The following is a 24394-nucleotide window of genomic DNA, read 5'->3' as shown; positions in this document are numbered from 1 at the left end:
TCCGCAGGATCTAAAAGTTAAGCTGGTCATAGACAAGTCCAACGAAAAAAACACTTAAAAACGCTTAACAAAACGTGCGTAATCACTTATAATGGTAGAAGCGAGGGAGGGAATTCTTATTTATCAGGAGGAACGCTTAGTCAAGATCCTGGAATACCTTAAAAGTTATGATAAGGCTTCAAATCAGGAAATTTCCAAATTGTTAAATATTTCCAGAGATACAGTGCGAAGAGATTTCATCAAGCTGGTTGAAGAAGGGACTGCTATACGGACTCATGGAGGAATTGCCCTGCCTCATTTCAAAGTAGCCATAAAAGCGTACAAAGAACGGCTGAATACAGCTTCGAAGCAGAAGTTTATGGTGGGAAGAGCAGCCTCGAAATACATCGTTGACGGAGACCTTTGTTTTATAGATGTCTCAACGACCAATAAATTTTTATGTGAGCAAATCAAGAAGAATATCACCGTGTATACCCATTCGCTGGACAATGCAGTGGTCTTGTCAACTCAAAAAGAAATAGAGGTACACTTACTCGGGGGCAAGTTTAATCATGAGAATCGTTTCTTTTATGATCTTGCTCTTGCCTCCCAGTTAAATGATGTCTATTTTGATAAAGCGTTTTTCGGTGCCGCAGCCATTTTGGAGGACGGGATATACTTCGCAAACCAAGAAGATGCTTATATGAAGCAAATGGTAGCAAAGCGCGCTAAACAAGTATATCTTTTAACGGATTCCCATAAATTCAATCTGGTCAGTTCATATAAGGGACTTTCTTTCCAGGACATTCATATCTTGATAACCAATGAAGAACCCCCGGATAAATATATGAGGATTCTAAAAGAGTATAGAATAAAGATTGAAATTGCTCAGGAAGAAGGAGATGAACTGACTTGACGGTAAAAGCGGTTTTTAGTGACGTAGACGGAACATTATTAAATTCTGACCATCAAATTACTCCTCAGACAAAGCAAACGATACAAAAGACAGTAAAAAGTGGGGTCCCTTTTGTGCTTGTTACTGCAAGAATGCCTGGAGGAGTAGTTTCCCTTCAAGAGGAATTGGCCATCCATTCTCCTATTATTTGTTATAGCGGGGCACTTGTTTTAGAGGAAAACAGCGAAGGGAACATGGCACCTATTCACAGTACAAGTTTATCACGGGAAGAAACCAGAAAAATTCTCGAAATTGCAAAAGACAGATACCCGACCATTAGTATCAGTCTATATAGCTATAATGAGTGGTTGGTTAGTGATACCCAGAATTATTGGGTGACTCAAGAACAAGAAATCATCCATACCGACCCCAAGAAGGCGGATTTCGCCGCTTATCTAGAGAACAATCAGGAAACGCATAAAATTTTATGCATGGGAAATTCTCGGGAAATTAACGATCTTGAAAAAACATTAAAGAATGAAACCACAGGTGTTTCAATCTATAAGTCAAAGGAAACCTATTTAGAAATCATGGATAGCTCTGCATCCAAATCACAAGCCATTCAAATCATTCTGCAAAGGCTAGGCTTATCAAGAGAAGAAATCATGACGATTGGTGATAATTTCAACGATATCGATATGTTATCATTTGCCGGATTAGGAATCGCTATGGCTAATGCGCCTGATGAGGTCAAACGCTATGCGGATGATGTAACACTAAGCAATGACAAAGATGGGCTGAAGTATAGCTTGGAAAAGTACGTGATTGCATCGGAACAGTAGCAAGTATCGGTTGAATTTTTATCGAAAGCAGGAAGCGTCTGACGCGAAAAAGGCCCTATTACGCGTCGTGACTGCTTCCGGGCTTGGTATTATGAAATTCAAAACCGCTTTCTTTTGGCAGAAGAGAGATACCGCATTTCCTCTCGGTATTTGGCTACGGTTCTCCGGGAAATTTCTAGCCCTTCCTTGGCCAGCATTTCCGCAATCGTTTGATCGGCCAGCGGTTTACGCTTATCCTCTTCATCGATTACCTGCCGAATGCGTTTTTTGGCGCTCTCCGAGGAAGAGGTTTCGCCGTTCGCCGTTGCAAGAGCGGAAGTGAAGAAGTATTTCAACTCGAACAAACCACGGGGCGTCTGCATGTATTTGTTGTTGACCGCCCGGCTAATCGTGGATTCATGCAGCCCGGTGCTTTCCGCAATCTCTTTTTGGGTGAGCGGTTTCAGTCCGTGAATGCCGCCGTCAAAAAAATCATGCTGCATCGCAACGATAGCCTCGGCGACACGTGTCAAAGTCTGCCTGCGTTGCTCCAGACTTTTAATTAGCCAGCAAGCGTTGCTGTACTTGGCATGAATAAATTGCCGGGCTTCCTCCTGCTTGGGAAGAGCCTGAAGCATCTGCCGGTAATACGGATTGACCGAGACCTGCGGCGAACCGATATCGCTCAGCCGCACCCGATACTCGCCGCTGCTGGATCGCTCCACCGTAATATCCGCGATAATGTATCGGTACTCGTCCTGGGTAAACGCAGCGCCCGGAAACGGATTCAGCCTGCGTATCCGGTCGGATATCTGCTGAACCTCAGATATGTCGGCTCCGAGCGCATCCGCGATTCTCTGCAGCCGGTTGGCCGCCAGATCCGCCAGATGACGTTGCGCCATTGCAATAGCAAGCTCATCGACCGTGCCGGAGCGCTGGAGCTGTAAAAGAATGCATTCCTCCAGGTTGCGGGCAGCAATGCCTGCCGGTTCGAAGCTCTGCACCAGGGCAAGCATAGCCAGAACCTCTGCCAGATTGACGCCTATCAGTCCGGCAACCTCCAGGGGGTCCGTCGCTAAATAGCCTTTTTCATCCAGGTTGCCGATCAGATATAACGCCGTCTTCCGCTGTATGCATGTTAGACCGCAGACCAGTCCAAGCTGTGACTTCAGATGCTCATAGAGGGTATTGGACGGTTTGGCAACCCAGTCTAGCATTTCCTTCGTGTTCGCCCTTTTGGGTTTCAAATTCCCCCAGCTCTCTCCGTCGATATATATATAATATTCCTGCAGATCGATAACCGGATTCTCATTCGTCTGTTCCCGCAGATAGGATATCAGTTCTTCCGAAGAATACTGCAGGATTTGGATAGCCTGCCGTAATTCGGGCGTCATGGTCAGTTTCAATTTCTGTTCTTGCTTCAAACTGAATTGGTTCATGGATTTTCAGCACTCCTTTCGGGTAACCCGACGGCAGCAATTCATCCGTATCAGATATTTATAGAAGAGCATTTCGTGAAGTATGACCAACTCTCCTGCTCAAATGAAGAGTTTTTTGTGCATTTTTTTGTTACCATTTGCATATTGAGTTTGTTATATTTAGCTTGAGGAATTTCAACATGATTATATTGAACTGCAATAGTAGTTCAGGAAGGAAACGCTTACTTCAAAGAGAACTCAGGCTGGAGGAATGCAGTTGAAGAGAATCGACAGGATTTTGGAATACATTGCAGAGCAGACGGGCAGCATGGCCGAAGAAGATTTGCGGCACGGTGGCGGGATTACCGCGGCGGAGATTGCCGATCATGAGAATATGCTGAGAAATAATGTGAGCAAAGAGCTGAATGAGCTGTTGCGAGCAGACCATATTATCAAAATTAAGGGAAGACCCGTCAAGTTTCTGCACAAGGAAACCGTCGAGCACATTCTTCGGACTAAGCTTAAAGAGAAGCAGATTGAGGTTGGGAGCCTGGATGAGATTCTGCATCCAGTTGAACAGGTTGACCCTTTTCGCTCCTTGATCGGTTTCAAGGATAGTATGCGTAACCAGGTGGAGCAGGGGAAGGCTGCGATTCTTTACCCGCCAAGAGGATTGCATACACTGATTGTAGGGCAGACCGGAGTAGGTAAAACGCTGTTTGCCAAGCTGATGTACAACTACGGCAAACATATGAAGCGGTTCTCCGACGATTCGCCCTTTATCGTGTTCAACTGCGCGGATTATTACAACAATCCCCAGTTGCTGCTTTCACATATCTTCGGACATGTCAAAGGCGCATTTACCGGGGCCGATTCGGAAAAAAAGGGGCTTGTGGAGAAAGCGGACGGGGGCATCTTGTTTCTGGACGAAATTCACCGCCTGCCGCCGGAAGGCCAGGAAATGATTTTTTATTTCATGGATACCCATACTTACAACAAATTAGGTGAATCGGAGCGGGGTCGCAGTGCGAATGTGCTACTCGTTGCGGCCACCACGGAAGATCCCGCCTCTTCTATGCTCAAGACCTTTATCCGGCGTATTCCGATTACAATCAATATTCCCCCCTTTCAGGAGCGAACGCCTGGGGAGCAGCTTCAGATTCTCAAGCATTTGCTGGAGAGTGAAGGCCTTCGCGTCAACAAACCGATCAAAGTCGAGCTGGAGGTTGTCAAAGCGCTTATCGGCAGTGTCACTTATGGAAATATCGGGCAGCTCAAATCGAATATCCAACTCGTTTGCGCTAAAGGGTTCTTGAACAGCATTCGCGAGAATAGGGAGGAGATTATACTCGATTTCAAACTACTTCCGGGTAATATCAGGGAAGGGTTGTTCAATCTTGGAAAGAACCGCAGGGAGATTGAAGAATTCGGTGCAATTGTATCCCCACTATATATTACACCCGAAGGAAGCCATTTGCTGGAGGAGGATGTTCTTGAGCCTCCATTCAACCTATATAAGCTGATTGAGGACAAAATAAGCCTGCTTAAGGATGAAGGGTTTGACGACAGTTACATCAACAGATTTATAACTACGGACGTCAATATCCATATTAAAAGCTTTTATAACCGTTTCAATAACCTGAAAGGAAGCAGAGAACGAATTCTCAAAATTGTGGATAATGAAATTCTCGAATTTTCTGATGAGGTTAAAGAACTGGTTGAGCGGGAGCTTAATCGGAATTACAGTGAGCGTTTCGTCTATGCCTTCAGTCTTCATTTGAGCGCCTTTCTCAAGCGGATCAGAGAGAAGAAATACGGTGGCAAACTGGTCTATGATCCCGTCGACGAACATGATGAAGAATACAGAGTGGCTTTGACCATTAAGGACATGATAGAGTATCGGTTCGGGATTGACGTGCCGGGGGCTGAAATAACGTACATGGCAATCCTGCTCAAATCGGTGGAGGAGGAGCGGCAGGGCAAGGTCGGGATTATTGTGGCCACGCACGGTAACAGCACCGCAAGCAGCATTGTCGGTGTTGTTAACAGTCTCCTCGGCAGCTCCAATATTTGCGCGGTTGACATGCCGCTCGATGTCAGTCCGAGAGAAATTTTAGAAATTATTGTTGACAAGGTTAAGAGCATTGACTGTGGCAGAGGCGTACTGATGCTGGTGGATATGGGGTCCCTGATCAGTTTTGAAGCGATCATTATGGAACGGGTCGGGGTCAAGGTCAAGACAATCGACATGGTTTCCACACCGCTTACGCTTGAGGCTGTCCGTAAGGCCAGCATTCTCGATATGGAGCTTGAGGACATCCACCGGTCGCTCATGGATTTCAGAGGCTACAACAACATGGAAGCTTCGTTAACAGCGACATTGGACAACAAGGTGATCATCACAGTCTGCTCCTCAGGCAAAGGCGCCGCGGTCAAGGTAAAGGAATTCGTCGAGAAAATCGTTTACGATCTGACGGAAAAGAAAATTACCGTTATTCCGGCAAAAATCAGGGAGCTTGACAAGGTGGTTAAAAAGTTTCAAGTCAAACAAAGCGTTCTCGCCGTAATAGGCGTAAAACGGCCGAGCGACCACAGTGTTCCGTTCATTCCTTTGGAACTGCTGATTGACGCAAGAGGTCAGGAACTGCTAAGAGAACTGCTGATGCATCATGAGCTGCCCGTTACACAGGCCAATCAAAACGTGGTCATTAAGGGTTTGTGTGAAGACAGCTTAAAGGAATTTTTGACGTATCTGAATCCTCACAAAATACTGGGAACCCTGATGAAATTTGTCGAGGAGCTTGAACGGGAGCTGCGGACAGATTTCGAATATGCCACGAAGGTCCAGATTGCTATTCATACTGCTCACGCCCTGGAGCGGATGGTCATACACGATGGGCTGGTTTACCGCGGAGAGACGGGCATTCTGGATTCACATGTTCTGAATGCGGTAAACCAGGCTTGTGGTATATTTGCCGATGGTATAAATTTGACCCTCACGGAAGATGAGAAATATTATATTTGCGAAATTCTGTGTGATGTATATAAAACGACCCCATTATAGTAACAAAGAGTATGAAGCGTTTATATTTGTGTATGAAAGATGTAATTTAGAACAAAAAAGAGCGTTTTCTCACGAACGAAAATCCCTGTAGCAGCGGGGATTTTTTGGTTTCAAGGAAAATTTATGGATGATACAGGAGTTTGGCATGGATATTGCATATCTAAGGGCATAGAGAGCTAAGGGGGTGAAAATAAAATGATTGGAGTCATTGTGGGTACCCATGGAAGATTTTCCGAAGAACTGCTGAGGTCTTCGTCGATGATTTATGGTCAATTGGAGAACGTGGTGGGAGTTACGTTTGAACCGGGTGAAAGCGTTAACGGACTTGTAGATAAATTCAAAATAGCACTTGGTACGATTGATTGGAGCGACGGTGTTATATTTCTAGTTGATTTGTTCGGCGGCAGCCCGTACAACGCAGCCAGCCGGATCGCATCTGGTAATGAGAATATGGATATTGTATCTGGAGTTAACCTCCCCATGGTCGTTGACGTTCTGGTCAACAGATCGACGGAGCAATTGGGAGATCTGGTAAAGCTGGCGATTCGTGCAGGGCAGGATTCGATGAAATCGTTCCGCACCGTTAGAGAAATTCAAACAGAGGAGGAATTATAGTATGGAAATTTCATTTGTTCGTATTGATGACAGACTAATTCACGGCCAAGTAGCAACGGTATGGGTGAAAGAAACAAAATGCAACAAGATTATCGCCGTGAGCGATGAAGTGGCAGCGGATACATTGCGGAAAACCTTGCTGCTCCAAGTATCTCCGCCAGGAATCAATGCTTACGTCGTTTCTATTGATAAAGCGATTGAGGCGTATAACAATCCGAAATACGCTGATTTCAAAACGTTGTTTCTGTTTACCAATCCATCGGATGTGCTTCGCGTAGTGGAAGGTGGAGTCCCGATCAAGTCGGTGAATGTCGGCGGCATGTGCTACAAGGAAGGCAAGAAACAGATTACGGGAGCAGTATCCGTCGACAAACAGGATGTTGAGGCTTTCCGCAAGCTCCATGAAAAGGGCATCGAGTTGGAAATCAGAAAAGTTGCCAGCGATCCGAAGGTGAATCTGATTTCCAAAATTCAAGGTTTATAGTCAAGGTAATAAGAGGGGGTTATTACATGAGTACTTTTGAAATAGTGATGGTAGCGATAGTTGCAGCCATTTGCGGCATGGGCAGCGTGCTGGACGAAGGGCAGACGCATCGGCCGCTGATTGCCTGTACGCTGATCGGTCTGGTCCTTGGCGATGTCAAGACGGGGATTATTCTTGGCGGTACGTTGGAACTGATGGCGCTTGGCTGGATGAACGTCGGCGCATCCATGGCTCCCGACGCGGCGCTTGCCAGTGTAGTATCAACTATTCTTGTTATTGTAGGGCATCAGTCAATAGGTGCGGGAATTGCCGTCGCCATACCGATTGCTGCCGCGGGTCAGGTACTTACGATTTTTGTCCGGACGATCACTGTTTTCTTCCAGCATCTGGCAGACAAATATGCGGAATCGTCAAATTTCAAGGGAATTGAGCTATGTCACTTTATTGCGCTGCTGTTGCAAGGTCTGCGTGTTGCTCTGCCGGCTGTTTTGGTAGCGATAGCCGCCGAGACGGGATTGGTCACGGATCTGCTGAATGCGATTCCGGATGTCGTAACGAGAGGACTGCAAATCGCGGGCGGATTTATCGTCGTCGTCGGTTATGCGATGGTTATCAACATGATGTCCGCCAAGTATCTGATGCCTTTCTTCTTCCTTGGCTTCGTCGTTGCCGCCTTTACGGGTATTAACCTTGTAGGTTTTGGTATTGTGGGCGCGGTGCTGGCCATTCTGTACATCCAGTTGAATCCGAAATATAACGCGAAGAGTGTGGCGGTAGAAGAAATTGATGAACTGTAGCAAGTTTCCAAAGAAAGAGGGGATTATAAAATGGAAGATAAGAAATTAACGAAAAGAGATTTGAACAGCATGTTTTTCCGGTCCTGGTTCCTGCTCGGGTCCTTCAACTTCGAACGGATGCAGTCGATCGGCTTCTGCGTCACTTTGATCCCGGCGATCAAACGGCTATACAGCAAGAAAGAAGATCAAAGAGAAGCTTTAAAGAGGCATCTCGAGTTCTTCAATACACAGCCCTTTATCTCGGCCCCGATTATGGGTGTCACTGCCGCCATGGAAGAGCAGAAGGCTAACGGACAACCTATTGATGACGCTACCATCAGCGGGGTCAAAGTCGGCTTGATGGGTCCGCTCGCCGGGGTAGGGGACCCGATTTACTGGGGAACCTTGCGTCCGGTTCTTGCAGCGCTCGGTGCTTCCATTGCTCTGACCGGCAGTATTGTTGGACCACTGCTGTTCTTCATTCTCTTCAACGTCTGCCGGCTGGCGACCAAGTGGTACGGTCTGAAATACGGGTATGAAAAAGGAACGGAGATCGTGTCCGACATGTCAGGCAATCGGTTGCGTAAGCTTACGGAATCGGCTTCCATATTAGGACTATTCGTCATGGGCGCGCTCGTATCCAAATGGACCAGCATCAATGTGCCGCTCGTCGTGTCCAAATATACGGGAACGGACGGTAAAGAGGTAATCACAACGGTCCAAATGATTCTGGACCAGTTGCTGCCGGGACTGCTGCCTCTGCTTCTAACATTCCTCTGCATGAAACTGCTCAAAAAGAAAGTGAATGCCATTGCTCTCATCTTTGCTTTATTCGCGGTAGGCATTATCGGATACGCGCTGGGCGTACTGGCATAGGGGGCAAGCAGGGTTTCCGCTTGGGCTCTATGACTTCCAGGATATAATCAATGATTCCACTTCTTCGGGGTCCACAGGTCCGGCAAGCTGTGTCGGGGAAGACGGAGTTTGCGCAAAGGCGGTTCCCCTCATAGTGAAGACAAACAGGACTACCGCAGTCAGTGCCAGTTTACACATTACATTTAAGCGAATAGCTTTCAAGCTTTTTCTTCTTCCTTGGTATAAAGAAATATTAAGTCAAGTTCACTATACTTGAAGCCTGACCGCAAGAAGCCCAACCTGATCATAGTTTTTTTCATACAAATAACTCGACTTTAGTCGGGGAAAAGAGGCTTCACGCAGCGAAACGAGCAGCCCCAGCTCGAATCCTTCGCGACAGCGAATCTGCGTCTTGACCATTGAACATGGCATTTTATATCAAGTAAACCATGAACTAAAGTTCATGGTTTTTTTATTTGTTTTCACAATATTCTGATCTTATATGAAGTGATTTTACATTTCGTACAACTTTTTACCTGATTGTGCTGTTCTTAATAAGACAGTACATATTTCAGCCGGTGAAAGGGGAAGACGTTATGAACGAAGGACAGCATCAATTTTCAAAAAGAAAAGGCAGAAGGCTTAGCCATAGTCATAAAGCACTGTCTATTGCGGCGGGAACGTTAACGCTTGTACTATTACTGACTCCAGCCGCTGTATGGGCGGATTCAAGTTTTACAACCAAGATAGATAGCGCAAGCAGCGCATCAGGCAGCACAACTGTAAGGGGGTCAGCATCAGGCAGCACAGCTAATTCACCGTCTGTTGTCAGTGACAAGGTTCCCGCTGGAGCGAAGATTTCCTCTGCTCAGGCCGAAAAGCTGGTTCTAGAGATGTTCCCGCTCTTGTCCAAAGCAAAGCTAACCTCAGTTTCTTTTGGCGATACGAACAGATACCCTGTCGATTATGATAAGAAGTGGAATTTGGAGTACAGCTATCAGTATGGCAACGGGAGCAGTGGTTTCGATGCTCGGGTTGACGGGGTGACTGGGGAAGTTCTTTCTGTCAATCTTCCAGAGCGTCTTATTCAAACGTACAGTAGGCCGGATGCGACGAAGGTGGATGAGGCCGCTGCTAAGAAAATAGCGTTGGAATGGATCGCCAAGAAGGTTAAAGGTCTGGATACCACAAAGTTGAAGGAAGATGCTCCATTTTACATGGGGAATAACTCTCTGTTTGGATCACAAAGCTATTATTTTTCTTTTGATGTGCCTGTAAATGGCATAATTTCTAATTATGAGAAACTTCAGGTCACTGTGAATTACAACGGTGAAGTAACCGGTTATTATAGAAATAAATCTTTTTCTGCATATCCACCATCTAAACCGGCTATTTCCTTGGAAGCAGCGGAGAAAACTTTCAGAGAAGGACTGGAGATTGAACTTGCATATGTTCCAGATCAAATGTTCAGTAGACAACCAGCCAAATATTTCTTAGGGTATGTTCCTTCCCAGAATTCAGCTAACAGCATTGATGCACATACAGGAAAGAAAACGGTATTTCCGCCTACGGATCAACAAGAGCCTGAGTTTAAGCCAGAATCAATTCCGGTTGGTAAAGGTGCTGTCTATGCACCCTCAAAAACGCCTATTCTAGACGATGATGCAGCTGCAGAGCGGCTTCATGCTTTGGTGGAAGTCCCTAAGAGCTATGCGATAGTGAATAAGCAGCTTTCTAAATCGGGAAGAGACAACCAGAAAGTCTGGAATTTATCATTAAATCAAAAGCAAGATAATAACGGTTTCACCAATGATAGTATTTTTGCTACGATTGATGCGGAGAATGGACGACTGGTTTCGTTTCATTACAATGACTACGGTCCAAAGCGGAAGGAGTATAAACCTTCAGGTAAAATTATTACCCCAGCAGAGGCCAAGGCCAGAGCACTTGAGATTGTGCAGAAGCTGGTTCCAAATGCGAGTGCTGAGTTCAAGCTGACAAGTGTAACCAACCGGGATCCGAAGGACCCTTCAAGCACTTATGTATACAGTTTCAAGCGTTATCTTAACGGAATTTTGGTGTTCAATGATTTCGTGAATTTGAGTCTCAGCTCAGATGGGGCTGTTCGGGACTTCTCCACATCAATTAATGCGGATACTTCATCCCTGCCTGCTTCAAAGCCAGCCATCTCCAAAGAAGAAGCCAAAAAACGTTATCTGGATGATACAAAGCTGGAGTTAAGATACGAGTCTACTGGCGGATCATATCAATTGAATGGAAACGTAATTCCTGAAAGCAATAAACTGGTGTACGCCCCGATCCCTGTTAACGGGGAGGACACTTACTATTCCTTTGCTCCTATTAACGCAACTACAGGCGCAAGACAGGAGATATACTCATCTACCGGGGAAACCAAGCTGAAGGAAGCCAAGGACATTCAAGGTCATCCTTTGGAAAAGGCATTGACTGAACTGGTGAAGTATCGGGTTCTTGTTCCAGATCAGGATGGCAAGGTTAAGCCAAATGAACCGATTGCTCAAGGAGACTGGATGATCATGGCTTCTAGAGCGTACTATCCTGATTTGGAGAACTACTATGGAAGCGAGGACGGGCAGCCTATAGGCGGAATTGAGTTTGGAACGGAATATTACAAGGCAATCCAAACATATATAAGTAATAATTGGATCACCATTAATCCGGATATTCCCCTGAACCTGACTAACAAGTTAACCCGTGAGCGGTTGGCTGAATATTTGGTGGAGATGCTTCATTATAAGAAGCTGGCCGGTTTCTACAGTCAGCCATCAGATCTTGCAGGTGTCTCCGATGCGGCAAGTATCTCCAATAAGGGAGCTGTCTCTATAGCTTTGAGGCTCAAGCTCCTGGATGTGAAGGATGGCAAGTTCGAGCCGGATCGTATTGTCACACGGGCGGAGGCAGCCGATGTATTAATCCGGTTAAAAGCTCTAATCGGAAAAACCGACAGCTTCCTGGAGCAGTTCAGATAAGAGAACAAGCGTGATTATAACTGAAGATTAATGATCAGCCAGCTCCGGTAATCTTAGGATTCCGGGGCTGGTTGTGTTTATAGGAGCGATGGGATAGTTATAGGTGGTGAACTTTAGGGGACTTGTGATTCTAATGTTCATCAAGCGACTGGACACGCCGAAATGTATAGAGCGCTTGGCGCTCGGGGATAAACCAGGCCAGGGAGCTCTCTATCTAAGGCCCCGGGGTATACTCGACCTTAGTCCAGTATAAAAAACCGTCCTCGGTCCGTTTTGGAAAAATACGATAAGGCCTAGAATAAAGACATAAGGTTGATATAAAAGAGAGGCGGTGAATGAAATGAGAACTAACAAACCAAACGGATTTGCTATCGTACTTATTGCACTCGGGGTGCTGATTCTGTTAGGAAAGCTAACGCCTTTCTTCGGTAACTTGTTCGGCATTCTGATTGCTGTTGTAATGATCGGACTGGGTTACTACGGAATCCGCAGAGGCAACGCATTCTTCGGCTGGATTGTTCTTGTCATCGGTGTGTTCTCCCTGATCGCAAAGCTGGCTTGGATTATCGTGCCGGTTCTTGGTATCGGTTTGATTGTATACGGTATTTCCTCGCTCAGTAATAAACGGAGTTACTAATACACAGGACAATAAGGTTAGGAGGGAATAGAACGATCATGAGTGTGTTTAGACGTGTAAGAGATATAACTGTTGCGACATTGAATGAACGTTTGGAGCAATCACAAGATCCGGTTCAACTTATCGATCAGTTTCTGGTCGAGACCCGGCATGAAATAGCTGAAGCTGAGAAGCTGCATCATCAATATTCGGGTCATACCCGGCAGTTGAAGCAGCAGGTCGATCATGCGTCCTCTATGCTTAGCAAGAGAGAAGAGCAGGCGCTGCTGGCACTGAAAGCTGGCGAAGAGCATCTGGCCAAGCTGGCGCTGCAAGAGAAGCTGTTGTATGAGGAGAAGCTCGAGCAGTACTCCGAGCTCTATACTCAAAGCCTAGAAGCGCTGCAGCAGCTGGAAGCCCAGTTGAATGAGCTTAAAACAGAGTACCAGGCTGTTTATAACAAACGTCAATATTATTACGCGAGAATGGAAACACTTCGACTTCAGCAGAGAATGAATCAACGTATGGGCAGCTATGGAACACAGGATGTGCCTAAGATGTTCAACCGCCTCGAAGATCGGGTATCTGATATGGAATGGGAAGCCCGGAGCCTGCGTGACCTGCGCAAGGCCGGACAGGATCTCTTCAATCAGGCTGGAAGCGCGATTCAATCTACTCTGGAACAGGAGCTGTCGCGTCTTAAACAGAAGCTGAACAAGCGAGGAGAGGAGTAGTTAACATGGGCACTTTATACCGTTCCCGGCGGGACCGGTGGATTACCGGTCTATGTGGGGGGCTTGCAGAGTCCTTTGGTGTCAATGTCGGCGTGCTTCGGCTGCTGACGGCCATAAGTATTCCTTTTTCTGGCGGGACTACGATCTTGATTTACCTCATCGCCTCACTGGTGATTTCCAAAGAGCCATATGTTCCATATGATCCTTACCAGCATGGTGGATGGCAGGGCGGAGGTTATGGTCCAGGACCAGGACCAGGAGGTTATGATCCAAGAGATCCGCGGTACAACCAGCGGCCTCCTTATGGAAACAATCCGTTTGGCGGGAATTCTTATAACGGCAACCCGTTTGGTGGGAATCCGTTCCAAGGAGGGCCAACAAGTGGTGCCAGACCGGCGGGATCATCTTTTAGAAGTCAGGAAGAGGCCTCTAATTTGGACTCCATGATGGAAGACATTGAGAAGAAAGCCATGAAAAAAGAATTGGATGAGCTTCGCCGTAAGCTGTCCAAATATGAGAAGGGAGATTTATAAAATGGGAGTATTTAAAAGAATCAAAGATATCACGAAAGCGTCGGTAAACGAGCTGCTCGATAAGGTTGAAGATCCAATTGTAATGCTGAACCAGTATCTTCGTGATATGGAAGCCGAAATCCGGGATGCGGAAGTTACCGTAGCCAAACAAATTGCCAACGAGCGCCGCATGAAACAACGCCTGGAGGAAGCATACCGTGTATCCTCACAGCGTGAGGCTCAAGCCGAAGCCGCACTGAAGAACGGCCAAGAAGAAATTGCACGCCGTCTGCTTGAAGAGAAAATTCATTTTGATCAAAAACAAACGGAATTTAGAGATCTTCATGCTCAAGCGGAGATTCATGCCGCTGACCTGCAGCAGCAGCTCCATGACATGAAGGACGAATTCTACAAGCTGCGCAATAAACGTAATGAGCTGGTGGCCCGTGCTCAAATGGCCAAAGCTAAGAAGCAGCTGGCTCAAGCTAGCCCGCTCAGTACAATTGAAAGCGGCGGAGCAGCTCTTGGATTCAGCCGAATGGAGGAGAAGATTCTTCAGATGGAAGCTGAAGCCGATGTGCTTGGAACTCCATACCGCCCTAGTGCGGCAGCAGGCTCTTATATCAGCCCTGCTGACGCTGAAAAGCAGCTTCGGGTCGAAGAGCAGCTGAATGCGCTCAAGTCCAAGCTGAACCCTACGGCGACAAAGGAAACTGCGACTAAAGAATAACTATCCGTTTTTAAGGGGAATATGGTATTCTAATTGAGGTGAAGCCATACGGTACATAATACCGTTATGGCTTTTCCGAGCTTTATGGATTAATGGGATCAGGCCTATTCTTATGAGTGGCAATCTTTTATACTAAGACAGGGGGTGCAGCATGGATAAGAGGAAATCATTTTTGGCCATCTTGCTAATTGGCTTCGGGATACTACTGTTCTTTGGTCAAGGTATAAACTTCCTTACCCTTGTAGCCCTTCTGTTTCTTATACTCGGTGTCTATAAAATCCGTCAGGGTGAGGATACGCGTACCGGATATGTGCTGCTTGTGGTAGGCAGTGGGCTGATCCTGCTTGAGCATCTGATGCTCGTTGTGGCGATCGTTCTGATCTCGCTTGGTCTGTTCTATGCCAAGGTGAAGAAGATGCTTCCGCGGGGGGATCATGTCCAGAAGCAGAACTTCATTGCCGGAGTACATTGGGACAGGGATCCTTGGAACCTTCGCAGTATCAGCATGTGGCATGTGTTTGGGGAGCACGATATTGACCTGTCCCTGGCAATCGCTGAAGAGCGGGAGAACATTATTATGTTCCAAGGTGTAGTAGGGGATATAGATTTGGTTATTTCGGACGACTATGGTGTGGAGATCGAGGCATTTGTCATGTTCGGGCAGATTGAGTTCGGTCCTGACAAGGAAACAGGCATGGTAAACAGATTATACTGGCGTTCTCCCAATTATGAGGCCCAGGATAAAAAAGTGAAAATTATGATCTCCTACCTGGTAGGCGATATTGATATAAGGTTATCCTAGAGAGGAGGGGAGTCCCTGATGAGAAGAAGAAAACCGGTAAATATGATATCACGCAGCATGCGTGACGGGATTCTCCTGTCCTTCTTTTTGTTCGGTGCCATTATTTATTTGCTGGATACATACGGATATTTAAGTCCCACAGCCAAATGGACAAAAGTGGTTCAGGCTTCCATAACGGCAGGCCTGCTCTTGATTGGTGTTGGAGCAGTTTACGGGTTCTATCAGGCCTATAATATAAAACGGAGGATGGACTTGTTAAGAGATTCGCTTCTGCAATGGGAGAAGGGAAATCTGGCAGGCTCCGTGCCCGAGCTTGGCGAGGATGAGTTCGGAAGATTGGGTGAACAGCTGGATCGTATCAGCAAAAGGTGGGAGGAGCAGGTAAGCTCTCTGCAGCGTCTCTCCACCAATAATGCCCAGCTCGCTGAACAGGCCCGTATTTCCGCGATTGTAGAGGAGCGGCAGAGGCTTGCCCGTGAGCTGCACGATGCGGTCTCCCAGCAATTGTTTGCCATATCGATGACTGCTACCGCGGTGGGCCGGACGCTGGAGAAGGACTTCGATAAGGCTCAGAGACAGGTGGAGCTGATTGAGGAAATGTCATCGGTCGCCCAGTCTGAAATGCGTGCCCTTCTGCTCCATCTGCGGCCCGTCTATCTGGAGGGCAAGGCGCTCTCGGAAGGTGTGGCAGAGCTTATCAGGGAGCTTAAGAGCAAGGTGCCCATGGATATTACACTGGAGATGGACAGCGATATCAAGCTTGTAAAGGGAATTGAGAATCACTTGTTCCGGATTATCCAAGAAGCCTTGTCCAACACACTCCGCCATTCCAAAGCGGATAAGATGGAAATTAGGATTCAGCAGCGTCCAGAGGCTGTCCGTGTGATTCTGCGGGATAACGGAGTGGGCTTCCAGATGGATGAGAAGAAGCAGACCTCTTACGGTCTGTCCAACATGCAGGAACGGGTGCATGAAATTGGGGGCTCCATTCAATTTATTACAGCTCCCGGAAATGGAACTAGAATCGAGATTACAGTGCCCATTATGAACGAGGAAGGCGGGGGAGATGAGAACGATGGAGACGGAAATTCCAATTAAAGTATTGCTTGTGGATGACCACGAAATGGTACGCATTGGTCTTGCCGCTGTACTTGGAACAGAGGATGGCATTGAAGTAGTAGGCGAAGCTAGCAGCGGCCAAGAAGGAATCAGGCTAGCACAGGAGTATAAGCCTGATGTGGTCTTAATGGACCTGGTTATGGATGGGATGGACGGGATCGAGACGACACGACAGCTGCTCAAGCTATACCCTGAATGTAAGGTTATTGTACTGACCAGTTACTTGGATGATGAGAAAATGTATCCGGTTATCGAAGCCGGTGCATTCAGCTATCTTCTGAAGACTTCAAGGGCTTCCGAGGTTGCTGAAGCGATCCGGGCAGCGGCAAGAGGACAATCTGTTCTCGAATCCCAGGTTGCTTCGAAGATGATGAACAGATTTAGGCAGCCTAAAGCCGAGGCTCCTGCCCATGAGGAACTGACCGAGCGCGAGATGGATGTCCTGCGCCTGCTGGCCCAAGGGAAATCGAATCAGGATATCGCAGATGACTTGATTATTGGAGTGAAGACGGTTAAGTTCCATGTCACCAACATACTCGCTAAGCTGCATGTGGAGGACCGGACTCAAGCCGCGATCTACGCATATAAGAACGGACTGGCTGAATAAAACAGCCGTTATGATAAGGTGTAAGCCGGAGACTAAGGTCTCCGGTTTTTTTTCGATAGGCGGCAGGTTATAAGGTATAACGGCTTCTCCTTCAGGACATCCTGTTTCATAGAATGCTAGATTCGGATGAGAGGGTGCGAAGCAAATGACGGAGCGGTTCAGTACTAGATGGGTGGGTATAATATTGGTGATCGCATTACTAATGACGGGGGTTCTCGGATTTGTGAATTTGGAACCAAAGTCGGGACCTGCTGCTGAAGCTGTGGCCAATGCTGGCAAGCAATTGGATGCGCTGCTGGCTGTCGGGCATAAGGTCAGCCAGGAACCTCTTGATGTCATCATAAAATGGCAGGGCACATGGAATACTGACCGTAAGCCGGAGGAGGCTGCTGCCCTGATTGCAGAGTATTTGGGCTTAGGTCGTCCATATCATACAATGGTTCAGGATCATCTTGTATACCGGGCTGAAGGGCTGAACGCAGGGGCCAGAGTGCAGATCTCGGTAACTCGGGGAAGCACGCAGGAGCTGTATGTGGTGGCCCAAATCAAAGGGCTGAGTGAATCCAATTCGTCTCGGCTTAAGGAAGCCCAGACCCAGGCAGGTGAGAAATTGATTTCACTTGGCATGGATGTAAAGTGGAATGCCGCGGTTCAAGGCAGTGGGGACAAGCTGACAGAAACCCTGAATACGAAGGAGAACGTCACGGTTATGCTGGAGAAGCTGGAAAGACATGCGGGAGCTTTCTTCGAACTCCGGCGGGTTGAAGGGTTCCAAGACGGACGAACGGTATCGGAATCCTATGAAGTCCCGAATTTCCCTATATCAGTGCAAAGCGGGGGAAATAGCATTGCTCTTCAGATGGCTGTGCATGATAATACGGTAACCGGGCAAAAAGAGTTTTCATTGGGCTCTCCAGTACTCACGGTGGAATACTAAAATGAACTTCGTCTGAATATCCCATGAAAATTGCAGTTTTCTGACTGCTTTTGTAGTAAATAGGATAGCATCCTTGGCATGAATATGCTAAAATTAATGGCACAAATGAAATAATTGGATGAGAATAAATGTTTTAATTTGTATAAATATACAACTATACTACATAGAAAGAAATGAGGAGCCATGGCTGAACAACAAAATCTAAATGCACTGAAAACCCCTGGAGCTGTATTTTTTATTTTTGGAGCAACTGGAGACCTGGCACGGCGTAAATTGTTTCCTGCGATCTATTCTTTGTACCGCGAAGGTAAGCTGGCTGAAGACTTCGCTGTGATCGGTGTGGCAAGACGCCCACGCACACAGGATGAGTTCAGACAGGATTTATACAATTCAATTCAGGAATTCTGCCGGTATAAAGTGCTGGATACCGCACACTGGACAAGATTCGCTGAGCATTTTGAATACAAGTCCCTGGATATTAACAACATCGATGGATACCATGAGCTTAAGGAGCAAACGGAGAGCTTGGAGCAGCGGTACAGCATTCCGGGCAATCGTCTGTTCTATTTGGCGCTTGCACCGGAGTTGTTCGGAAATGTGTCCCTCAATCTTAAGAAGGGCGGCATGCTTAGCAGCAGTGGATGGCACCGTCTCGTGATCGAGAAGCCGTTCGGCTACGATCTTCTGTCAGCCCAGAAGCTGAATGAGGAGCTCAGCCAGGTGTTCAAGGAAGAAGAAATTTACCGGATCGACCATTATCTTGGTAAAGAGATGGTTCAGAACATCGAGGTGATCCGCTTCGGAAATGCGTTCTTCGAACCGCTCTGGAACAATAAACATATTGCCAACGTTCAGATTACGCTGAGCGAAACCGTGGGTGTGGAAGAACGCGGAGGTTATTATGACCACGCGGGAGCACTGCGCGATATGGGGCAGAATCATATGCTTCAAATGCTGACCATGATTGCTATGGAGCCGCCAAGCCGTCTGCTTCCCGAAGATATCCGCGACGAGAAGGTGAAGGTTCTCCGTTCCCTTCGTCCATACGCTTCGGCAGCTGAGGTAGAGGAGAATGTGGTGCGCGCCCAGTATACGCAAGGGGAAAGTGGCGGACAGAAGCTTCCAGGTTACCGCGAAGAGGACAAGGTTGATCCTAACTCCAACACGGAAACTTACTTCTCAGCCAAAGTGTTCGTGGATAACTTCCGCTGGGCGGGGGTTCCCTTCTATATCCGCACAGGCAAACGCCTGCCGGTAAAGACCACTGAAGTGGTGGTGGAATTCAAGAATATGCCTACGAACGTTTACCTGGGGCAGAAGCATAAACTGGAACCAAACCTGCTGGTTATCCGGGTTAACCCGATGGAAGGCATCTATATCAAAATTAATGCCAAGAAGCCAGGCACCGAATCCCAGATTGAGCCCCTCGCTATGGAATTCTGCCAAAGCTGCCAAGTAGGCATTAACTCGCCGGAAGCCTATGAGCGTCTGATTCATGATGCGGCTGAGGGAGATTCCACTTATTTCACCCGGTGGGATGAAGTGGCGACCGCCTGGTCCTTCATCGACCGGATTGCTCAGGCCTGGAAGCAGAATCCGGGCGATATCAAGCATTATCCGGCGGGATCATGGGGTCCGCAGGAAGCCCATGACTTGCTGGCTAAAGACGGATTCCACTGGTGGCCGGTCAATGGCCAAGAGGAAGACAATGTAATTTGGATTAAGCAGGGATAAGGATATTCCGAAGAGAGGGTGTATGGCTTGCTTACAAGATGTGCTTACAGCAGCTTGATTGCCGTATTCCGCTTATGCCCTTAATATCCGTTCCAGACTATAACAATCTAACTGTTTGAAGCATCTCGTCCTCATGCATCTTTATGCATGGGGCGATTTGCGTACAGGCACAAGAAATATGGTACAATAGAACACATGACTTTGTGGAACGAAGGGATAAGTGAGAAATGAGCAAAGCATTGGACGAAGTGCTGCGGCAGGAAGTCGACAAACGCAGAACGTTTGCGATTATTTCCCATCCGGATGCCGGGAAGACAACACTAACGGAGAAGCTGCTGCTCTTCGGGGGAGCGATCCGTGAGGCGGGTTCGGTTAAGGCCCGTAAAGCCAGCAAGCACGCAACAAGTGACTGGATGGAAATTGAGAAGCAGCGGGGAATTTCCGTAACTTCTTCTGTCATGCAGTTCGATTATAAGGGACACCGAATCAATATATTGGATACTCCAGGTCACCAGGATTTCAGTGAGGACACCTATCGTACACTTACTGCAGCGGATAGTGCAGTCATGCTGATTGACGTGGCCAAAGGGGTGGAGGCGCAGACGGTGAAGCTGTTCCAGGTCTGTGCCAAACGCGGAATTCCAATCTTCACTTTCATTAACAAGCTTGACCGGGAAGGACGCAACCCGTTTGAACTTATGGAAGAAATCGAGTCTGTGCTCGGCATCCGCTCGGTTCCAATGAACTGGCCGATCGGCTCGGGACGTGAGCTCTGCGGAGTATATGACCGAATGAAGAATCAGGTGGAGCTGTTCCAAGGAGACGACCATTCCCACATTGAAGTGAAGAAGGTATCGGATTACAACGATCCGGCGATCCGGGAGATGGCTGGGGAGTATCTGCATGATCAACTGTGTCAGGATGTTGAGCTGCTCGATGTGGCGGGTGATCCGTTCGACTATGAGAAAGTAAGACGCGGGGAACTGACCCCTGTATTCTTCGGCAGTGCGGTGAACAACTTTGGGGTGCAGACCTTCCTGGAGAACTTCCTGGAGCTCGCTCCGAAGCCGGAGCCGCGTCAAAGCACAGCCGGTCTGGTCGAGCCGACCAATGAGAAATTCAGTGGTTATATCTTCAAAATTCAAGCGAATATGAATCCGGCCCACCGCGACCGGATTGCGTTCCTGCGCGTATGTTCTGGCAAATTCGAGCGGGGCATGGCGGTTAAGCATGTGCGGGTAGGGAAGGAGATTAAGCTTTCCCAGCCACAGCAGTTCCTTGCACAGGACCGGGACATTGTGGCTGAAGCCTATCCTGGCGATATTATCGGTCTTTTCGACCCGGGAATCTTCCGTATCGGAGATTCGCTGAGCCAGGGAAGCGAAATTGTGTTCGATGAGCTGCCTACGTTCTCCCCGGAGATTTTTGCCAAGGTTACCGTGAAGAATGCACTTAAGCATAAGCAGTACCAGAAGGGAATCGATCAGCTCACCGAAGAAGGAACCATTCAGGTCTTCAACACGGTAAGCTTTGATGATACGATTCTCGGTGTGGTTGGACAGCTTCAATTTGAAGTGTTCGAATACCGGATGAAGGGCGAGTATGGTGTTGACGTGCAGCTGCAGCGGGTTCCGTACCAGTTTGCGCGTTGGATTATCGATGACAAGATTGATCCGTCCAAGTTCCGGATTAACTCTCTCTTGGTGAAAGACAAGAAGGATAACTACGTCGTCTTGTTTGAGAATGAGTACGCGATGAGAACAGCTATGGAGAAGAATCCTACGGCTAAATTTTTGGAGACGGCTCCTTAAACCGGTTATAGCAATAAGAAGGAAATCCCTCCTCGTGCCGCGCACGAGTGAGGGATTTTTGTACGTTAATAGCATCCTTGCGTGCAGTAGAGCAAACTGCAGGAGGATTTTAACGCAGCGGTTTGAGTTCGGTGTTTTTAATCTGCTGGCTAATCACGTGGACCAGTTCGTCCTGCTGCTGGTGGCCGATATTTTTCCAGACCATTTCAAACATCACACCTAGTCCAGGCAAAGCGGCTTCTTTTCCATCCACAGAGCCCTCGATCATATCCCGAAGCCCATTCTCATCGGCTCCATGGATTTTATGCATGACTGCTTGTCTAAGATCCAGCATGATTCCCACACGAATTCCTCCTTAATGTGTATTTACATTGCAAGGTCCGCATCTTACTGTTCCCGATTAGGGGGCGTCAAATTCAAGTTAATTGTGGAGTGTGATATACTAGATCATTATACATACCGGACAGGTGGAGATATGACGTGGGTAAGAAACAGTTTGCAGTAATCGGCATGGGCCGGTTCGGGTTCAGTGTAGCTAATTCCCTGAGCAGTATGGGATTTGATGTACTTGCTATTGATTCGGACGAGCAGCGGACTCAGGCAGTCTCCCATATTGTTACGCATGCCGTCACTGCGGACTCGACCGAGGAGGAAGCGCTGCGTGCGCTAGGGGTAAGGAATTTTGATGTTGTCGTGGTGGCTATCGGGGAGAATATTCAAGCCAGCATTCTGACCACATTAATACTGAAAGACCTGGGCGGGCCTGTTATCGTGGTAAAAGCCAAAAATGAGCTTCACGGTAAGGTGCTTCAGAAGATTGGAGCGGACAAGGTCATTTATCCGGAAAGGGATATGGGGCAGCGGGTCGCCCATCATCTGGTATCCCCGAATATTCTTGACTATATTGAGCTGTCGGATGACTACAGCATTCTCGAGATTAAAGTGAGCTCGGCTATGCGCGGCAAAAATCTAATTGAACTCAACCTTCGCGCCCGGTTCGGGTGCAACGTGATGGCAATCAAGAACGGGACGAAAATGAATATTTCTCCAGACGCTTCTTACCGTCTGCATGACGATGATATTCTTGTCATTGTCGGTGAGAAGGGGGATCTAACCAAGCTGGAGCTGGCTTACTCTCAAATTTAAAACTTAGGATGAAGAACATATGGAAATTATCTCACCGCAAAATGTGCGGGTTAAAGAATGGGCCCAACTGCTCGAGAAAAAGCACAGGGATAAGCAGCAGCGGTATATCGTGGAGGGCATTCATCTTGTACTTGAGGCGTTGAAGTCCCGGGCTGAAATTGAATTTATCGCCTATTCGCTGGATCACGGGATACCTGCCGAGCTTGCACAAGCTTCGGCAGACAATGATGCCTCAGAATGGATTGGCGTCTCGGATGCAGTCATTGCCAAATGTACAGAGACCAAATCGCCTCAGCCCGTGTTTGCGGTGCTTCGCAAGCCGCGCAGCCGGATTGAGGATCTGCTGGAGCTGGGGAATGGACTGGTTGTTGTCCTGGATGGTGTGCAGGACCCCGGGAATGTGGGAACGATCATTCGGACAGCGGATGCCGCGGGAGCGGGCGGGGTTATCGTAGGAGCTGGCTGTGCGGATATCTATAGTCCGAAAACCATTCGTTCCACGATGGGATCGCTGTTTCATCTTCCAATTGTGTCCGGTGATTTGGCGGAAGTGCTTCCTCAAGCCAAAGCCAAAGGCTTCAGGCTTGCAGGCACCAGCCTTCAAGCGGCAAAGGTCTGTTATGAGTACGACTTTACTGGTCCGACCTGGCTGCTCTTCGGGAGCGAGGCAAGTGGCCTGTCGGCTCCGGTTCAGGCTCTGTTGGACGACGCGCTAATTATACCGATGAAGGGGCAGTCGGAATCGCTGAATGTGGCCATGGCCGCATCAGTCCTGCTGTATGAGGCTTTGAGGCAGCGGGAGTACTCGAAGTAGGAGGACGTTTTAGCAAGTCTGTTTCATCTTAAAATTTAATTTGTATTTGGGAAGTCGGCAAAGACAAGGAGGCAGAGATACCCTTTACCAGGGTTCTCTGCCTTTTGTTTTATAAACCCTCTTGTGTTGGAGCTCAAAATTCCCATGGAGGGAGCCTGTAAATAAGATGCTACCTTTTAGGAGTCATATGCCTGTGATGGGCTTAGCTTTCAGCTCGGATAATGAATCAGAGTGATGTAAGTAATGATCTGGTTAGTGCTGTTCGAGTAAGTATGCGGCTGGTCAGCAGAGAAATGGATCGAGCTGCCGGCTTTAATCGTGTACACTTCTCCATTAATACTTATATCCAGCGAGCCGTTGGTCACTGTAATGTATTCCTCAACCCCATCATTATGGGGCTCGGATTCATGAATGCAGCCCGGGTCCATATGTACAGTATAGATCTCAAAGCCTTTGCGCTGGTCAAAAGGAAACATGGGATATACCCGGTAGGCCCCTTCTTGCTCCACGAATGGTTCGATTTCCTCGATGTTAATAATAGAAATTTTAGGCTCCTCATCTTCAATGAGAGAGGTAAAAGAGATCCGAAGCCCGTTCACAATCCTCCATAATACCGAAATGGTCGGATTGGAATCCCCACGTTCGATTTGCCCGATCATGGCTTTACTGACTCCGGTTAATTCGGCCACCTGATCCAGACTGAGTCCCCGCGATTTGCGGATGGCTTGTATGTTCTTGCCTACCTTTTTGTGTATATGTTCCATTGTGCCTCCTGGTTACTCTCCTTTTATTTCACTATTATACCAAACCAATGTATAAATAAGAGGGTTCAAAAAGTCGTGCAATAAATCATACATTTGTGTAAGATGACGTATATAGACACTTCTGACGATCGCTTTATTTGTAATTTTTAAATC

General features: G+C 47.5%; 23 protein-coding genes. 20 read left to right on the top strand and 3 right to left on the bottom strand.

Translation table 11 applies throughout. The features are described 5' to 3' along the window. Positions 1 to 91: 91 nt before the first annotated feature. Positions 92 to 895 (top strand): DeoR/GlpR family DNA-binding transcription regulator, encoded by an 804-nt coding sequence (locus BN6628_RS20430; RefSeq protein WP_082926998.1) that lies wholly within the window; start codon positions 92 to 94, stop codon positions 893 to 895. Continuing rightward, entirely contained in the window at positions 892 to 1716 is an 825-nt protein-coding gene (locus BN6628_RS20425) for a Cof-type HAD-IIB family hydrolase (RefSeq protein WP_068620174.1), read from the top strand. Before BN6628_RS20430 ends, BN6628_RS20425 begins: the two co-directional genes overlap by 4 nt. A 98-nt stretch (positions 1717 to 1814) precedes the next feature. Here the strand turns inward: BN6628_RS20425 and rpoN are convergent, their stop codons facing one another. Next, on the bottom strand, positions 1815 to 3134 hold the full coding sequence (gene rpoN / locus BN6628_RS20420; RefSeq protein ID WP_068620173.1) for an RNA polymerase factor sigma-54: 1320 nt from the start codon (positions 3132 to 3134) through the stop codon (positions 1815 to 1817). Positions 3135 to 3390: 256 nt separating this feature from the next. On the opposite strand from rpoN, the gene BN6628_RS20415 reads away from it, so the two are divergent. The 16 genes from BN6628_RS20415 (at position 3391) to BN6628_RS20340 (ending at position 21517) form a co-directional block, all read left to right on the top strand. Next, entirely contained in the window at positions 3391 to 6177 is a 2787-nt protein-coding gene (locus BN6628_RS20415) for a sigma-54-dependent transcriptional regulator (protein ID WP_068620172.1), read from the top strand. Between the two features lie 195 nt (positions 6178 to 6372). Continuing rightward, positions 6373 to 6792: a PTS sugar transporter subunit IIA gene (locus tag BN6628_RS20410; protein WP_068620171.1), complete on the top strand. Its 420-nt coding sequence runs from the start codon at positions 6373 to 6375 to the stop codon at positions 6790 to 6792. A 1-nt stretch (position 6793) separates the two neighbouring features. Then, positions 6794 to 7276 (top strand): mannose/fructose/sorbose PTS transporter subunit IIB, encoded by a 483-nt coding sequence (locus tag BN6628_RS20405; protein ID WP_068620170.1) that lies wholly within the window; start codon positions 6794 to 6796, stop codon positions 7274 to 7276. 26 nt (positions 7277 to 7302) lie between these two features. Further along, positions 7303 to 8073 carry a PTS mannose/fructose/sorbose transporter subunit IIC gene (locus BN6628_RS20400; RefSeq protein WP_068620169.1) on the top strand — a complete coding sequence of 257 codons (771 nt, stop codon included), beginning with the start codon at positions 7303 to 7305 and terminating at the stop codon, positions 8071 to 8073. A 30-nt stretch (positions 8074 to 8103) separates the two neighbouring features. Then, complete coding sequence (gene manZ, locus BN6628_RS20395) at positions 8104 to 8928, top strand: PTS mannose transporter subunit IID (RefSeq protein ID WP_068620168.1); 825 nt, start codon at positions 8104 to 8106, stop codon at positions 8926 to 8928. A 575-nt stretch (positions 8929 to 9503) separates the two neighbouring features. Continuing rightward, positions 9504 to 11915, top strand: a complete 2412-nt coding sequence (locus BN6628_RS20390) for a YcdB/YcdC domain-containing protein (RefSeq protein WP_068620167.1) — start codon at positions 9504 to 9506, stop codon at positions 11913 to 11915. A 340-nt stretch (positions 11916 to 12255) separates the two neighbouring features. Next, entirely contained in the window at positions 12256 to 12552 is a 297-nt protein-coding gene (locus BN6628_RS20385) for a LiaF transmembrane domain-containing protein (RefSeq protein WP_068620166.1), read from the top strand. Between the two features lie 38 nt (positions 12553 to 12590). Beyond that, entirely contained in the window at positions 12591 to 13265 is a 675-nt protein-coding gene (locus tag BN6628_RS20380; RefSeq protein WP_068620165.1) for a PspA/IM30 family protein, read from the top strand. 5 nt (positions 13266 to 13270) lie between these two features. Beyond that, positions 13271 to 13798, top strand: a complete 528-nt coding sequence (locus tag BN6628_RS20375) for a PspC domain-containing protein (protein ID WP_068620164.1) — start codon at positions 13271 to 13273, stop codon at positions 13796 to 13798. A gap of 1 nt (position 13799) precedes the next feature. Further along, the gene (locus BN6628_RS20370) at positions 13800 to 14507 is read left to right on the top strand and encodes a PspA/IM30 family protein (protein WP_068620163.1); all 708 of its coding nucleotides are present in this window, start codon (positions 13800 to 13802) and stop codon (positions 14505 to 14507) included. A gap of 151 nt (positions 14508 to 14658) precedes the next feature. Then, positions 14659 to 15309 (top strand): cell wall-active antibiotics response protein LiaF, encoded by a 651-nt coding sequence (gene liaF / locus BN6628_RS20365; RefSeq protein ID WP_068620162.1) that lies wholly within the window; start codon positions 14659 to 14661, stop codon positions 15307 to 15309. An 18-nt stretch (positions 15310 to 15327) separates the two neighbouring features. After that, the gene (locus BN6628_RS20360; RefSeq protein ID WP_068620161.1) at positions 15328 to 16407 is read left to right on the top strand and encodes a sensor histidine kinase; all 1080 of its coding nucleotides are present in this window, start codon (positions 15328 to 15330) and stop codon (positions 16405 to 16407) included. After that, positions 16385 to 17035 (top strand): response regulator, encoded by a 651-nt coding sequence (locus tag BN6628_RS20355; protein WP_068620160.1) that lies wholly within the window; start codon positions 16385 to 16387, stop codon positions 17033 to 17035. The genes BN6628_RS20360 and BN6628_RS20355 overlap by 23 nt, the downstream gene beginning before the upstream one ends. 187 nt (positions 17036 to 17222) lie before the next feature. Then, complete coding sequence (locus BN6628_RS20350) at positions 17223 to 17972, top strand: YwmB family TATA-box binding protein (protein WP_204249265.1); 750 nt, start codon at positions 17223 to 17225, stop codon at positions 17970 to 17972. 183 nt (positions 17973 to 18155) lie between these two features. Further along, entirely contained in the window at positions 18156 to 19706 is a 1551-nt protein-coding gene (zwf, locus tag BN6628_RS20345) for a glucose-6-phosphate dehydrogenase (protein WP_068620158.1), read from the top strand. 227 nt (positions 19707 to 19933) lie between these two features. Then, a complete protein-coding gene (locus tag BN6628_RS20340; protein WP_068620157.1) occupies positions 19934 to 21517 on the top strand; it encodes a peptide chain release factor 3 in 1584 nt (527 codons plus the stop codon). 109 nt (positions 21518 to 21626) lie between these two features. Here BN6628_RS20340 and sspI read toward each other — a convergent pair whose 3' ends face one another. Then, the gene (gene sspI / locus BN6628_RS20335) at positions 21627 to 21860 is read right to left on the bottom strand and encodes a small acid-soluble spore protein SspI (RefSeq protein ID WP_082926996.1); all 234 of its coding nucleotides are present in this window, start codon (positions 21858 to 21860) and stop codon (positions 21627 to 21629) included. Between the two features lie 137 nt (positions 21861 to 21997). Here sspI and BN6628_RS20330 point away from each other — a divergent pair, with 137 nt between their 5' ends. Continuing rightward, positions 21998 to 22663: a potassium channel family protein gene (locus tag BN6628_RS20330; protein ID WP_068620156.1), complete on the top strand. Its 666-nt coding sequence runs from the start codon at positions 21998 to 22000 to the stop codon at positions 22661 to 22663. Positions 22664 to 22682: 19 nt separating this feature from the next. Next, positions 22683 to 23477, top strand: coding sequence for a TrmH family RNA methyltransferase (locus BN6628_RS20325; RefSeq protein ID WP_068620155.1), 795 nt, complete (start codon positions 22683 to 22685; stop codon positions 23475 to 23477). A 209-nt stretch (positions 23478 to 23686) separates the two neighbouring features. On the opposite strand, the gene BN6628_RS20320 is transcribed toward BN6628_RS20325, so the two are convergent. After that, a complete protein-coding gene (locus tag BN6628_RS20320) occupies positions 23687 to 24241 on the bottom strand; it encodes a helix-turn-helix domain-containing protein (protein WP_068620154.1) in 555 nt (184 codons plus the stop codon). Between the last annotated feature and the right edge of the window lie 153 nt (positions 24242 to 24394).

It is taken from the genome of Paenibacillus tuaregi (assembly GCF_900086655.1).
GTDB lineage: Bacteria > Bacillota > Bacilli > Paenibacillales > Paenibacillaceae > Fontibacillus > Fontibacillus tuaregi.
This window is presented reverse-complemented; position numbering and strand designations above follow the sequence as displayed.

Coding starts and splice junctions, on each gene's coding strand:
- BN6628_RS20430 (WP_082926998.1), top strand. CDS start 92: ATGGTAGAAGCGAGGGAGGGAATTCTTATTTATCAGGAGGAACGCTTA.
- rpoN (WP_068620173.1), bottom strand. CDS start 3,134: ATGAACCAATTCAGTTTGAAGCAAGAACAGAAATTGAAACTGACCATG.
- BN6628_RS20410 (WP_068620171.1), top strand. CDS start 6,373: ATGATTGGAGTCATTGTGGGTACCCATGGAAGATTTTCCGAAGAACTG.
- BN6628_RS20405 (WP_068620170.1), top strand. CDS start 6,794: ATGGAAATTTCATTTGTTCGTATTGATGACAGACTAATTCACGGCCAA.
- BN6628_RS20400 (WP_068620169.1), top strand. CDS start 7,303: ATGAGTACTTTTGAAATAGTGATGGTAGCGATAGTTGCAGCCATTTGC.
- manZ (WP_068620168.1), top strand. CDS start 8,104: ATGGAAGATAAGAAATTAACGAAAAGAGATTTGAACAGCATGTTTTTC.
- BN6628_RS20390 (WP_068620167.1), top strand. CDS start 9,504: ATGAACGAAGGACAGCATCAATTTTCAAAAAGAAAAGGCAGAAGGCTT.
- BN6628_RS20385 (WP_068620166.1), top strand. CDS start 12,256: ATGAGAACTAACAAACCAAACGGATTTGCTATCGTACTTATTGCACTC.
- BN6628_RS20380 (WP_068620165.1), top strand. CDS start 12,591: ATGAGTGTGTTTAGACGTGTAAGAGATATAACTGTTGCGACATTGAAT.
- BN6628_RS20375 (WP_068620164.1), top strand. CDS start 13,271: ATGGGCACTTTATACCGTTCCCGGCGGGACCGGTGGATTACCGGTCTA.
- BN6628_RS20370 (WP_068620163.1), top strand. CDS start 13,800: ATGGGAGTATTTAAAAGAATCAAAGATATCACGAAAGCGTCGGTAAAC.
- liaF (WP_068620162.1), top strand. CDS start 14,659: ATGGATAAGAGGAAATCATTTTTGGCCATCTTGCTAATTGGCTTCGGG.
- BN6628_RS20360 (WP_068620161.1), top strand. CDS start 15,328: ATGAGAAGAAGAAAACCGGTAAATATGATATCACGCAGCATGCGTGAC.
- BN6628_RS20355 (WP_068620160.1), top strand. CDS start 16,385: ATGGAGACGGAAATTCCAATTAAAGTATTGCTTGTGGATGACCACGAA.
- zwf (WP_068620158.1), top strand. CDS start 18,156: ATGGCTGAACAACAAAATCTAAATGCACTGAAAACCCCTGGAGCTGTA.
- BN6628_RS20340 (WP_068620157.1), top strand. CDS start 19,934: ATGAGCAAAGCATTGGACGAAGTGCTGCGGCAGGAAGTCGACAAACGC.
- BN6628_RS20325 (WP_068620155.1), top strand. CDS start 22,683: ATGGAAATTATCTCACCGCAAAATGTGCGGGTTAAAGAATGGGCCCAA.
- BN6628_RS20320 (WP_068620154.1), bottom strand. CDS start 24,241: ATGGAACATATACACAAAAAGGTAGGCAAGAACATACAAGCCATCCGC.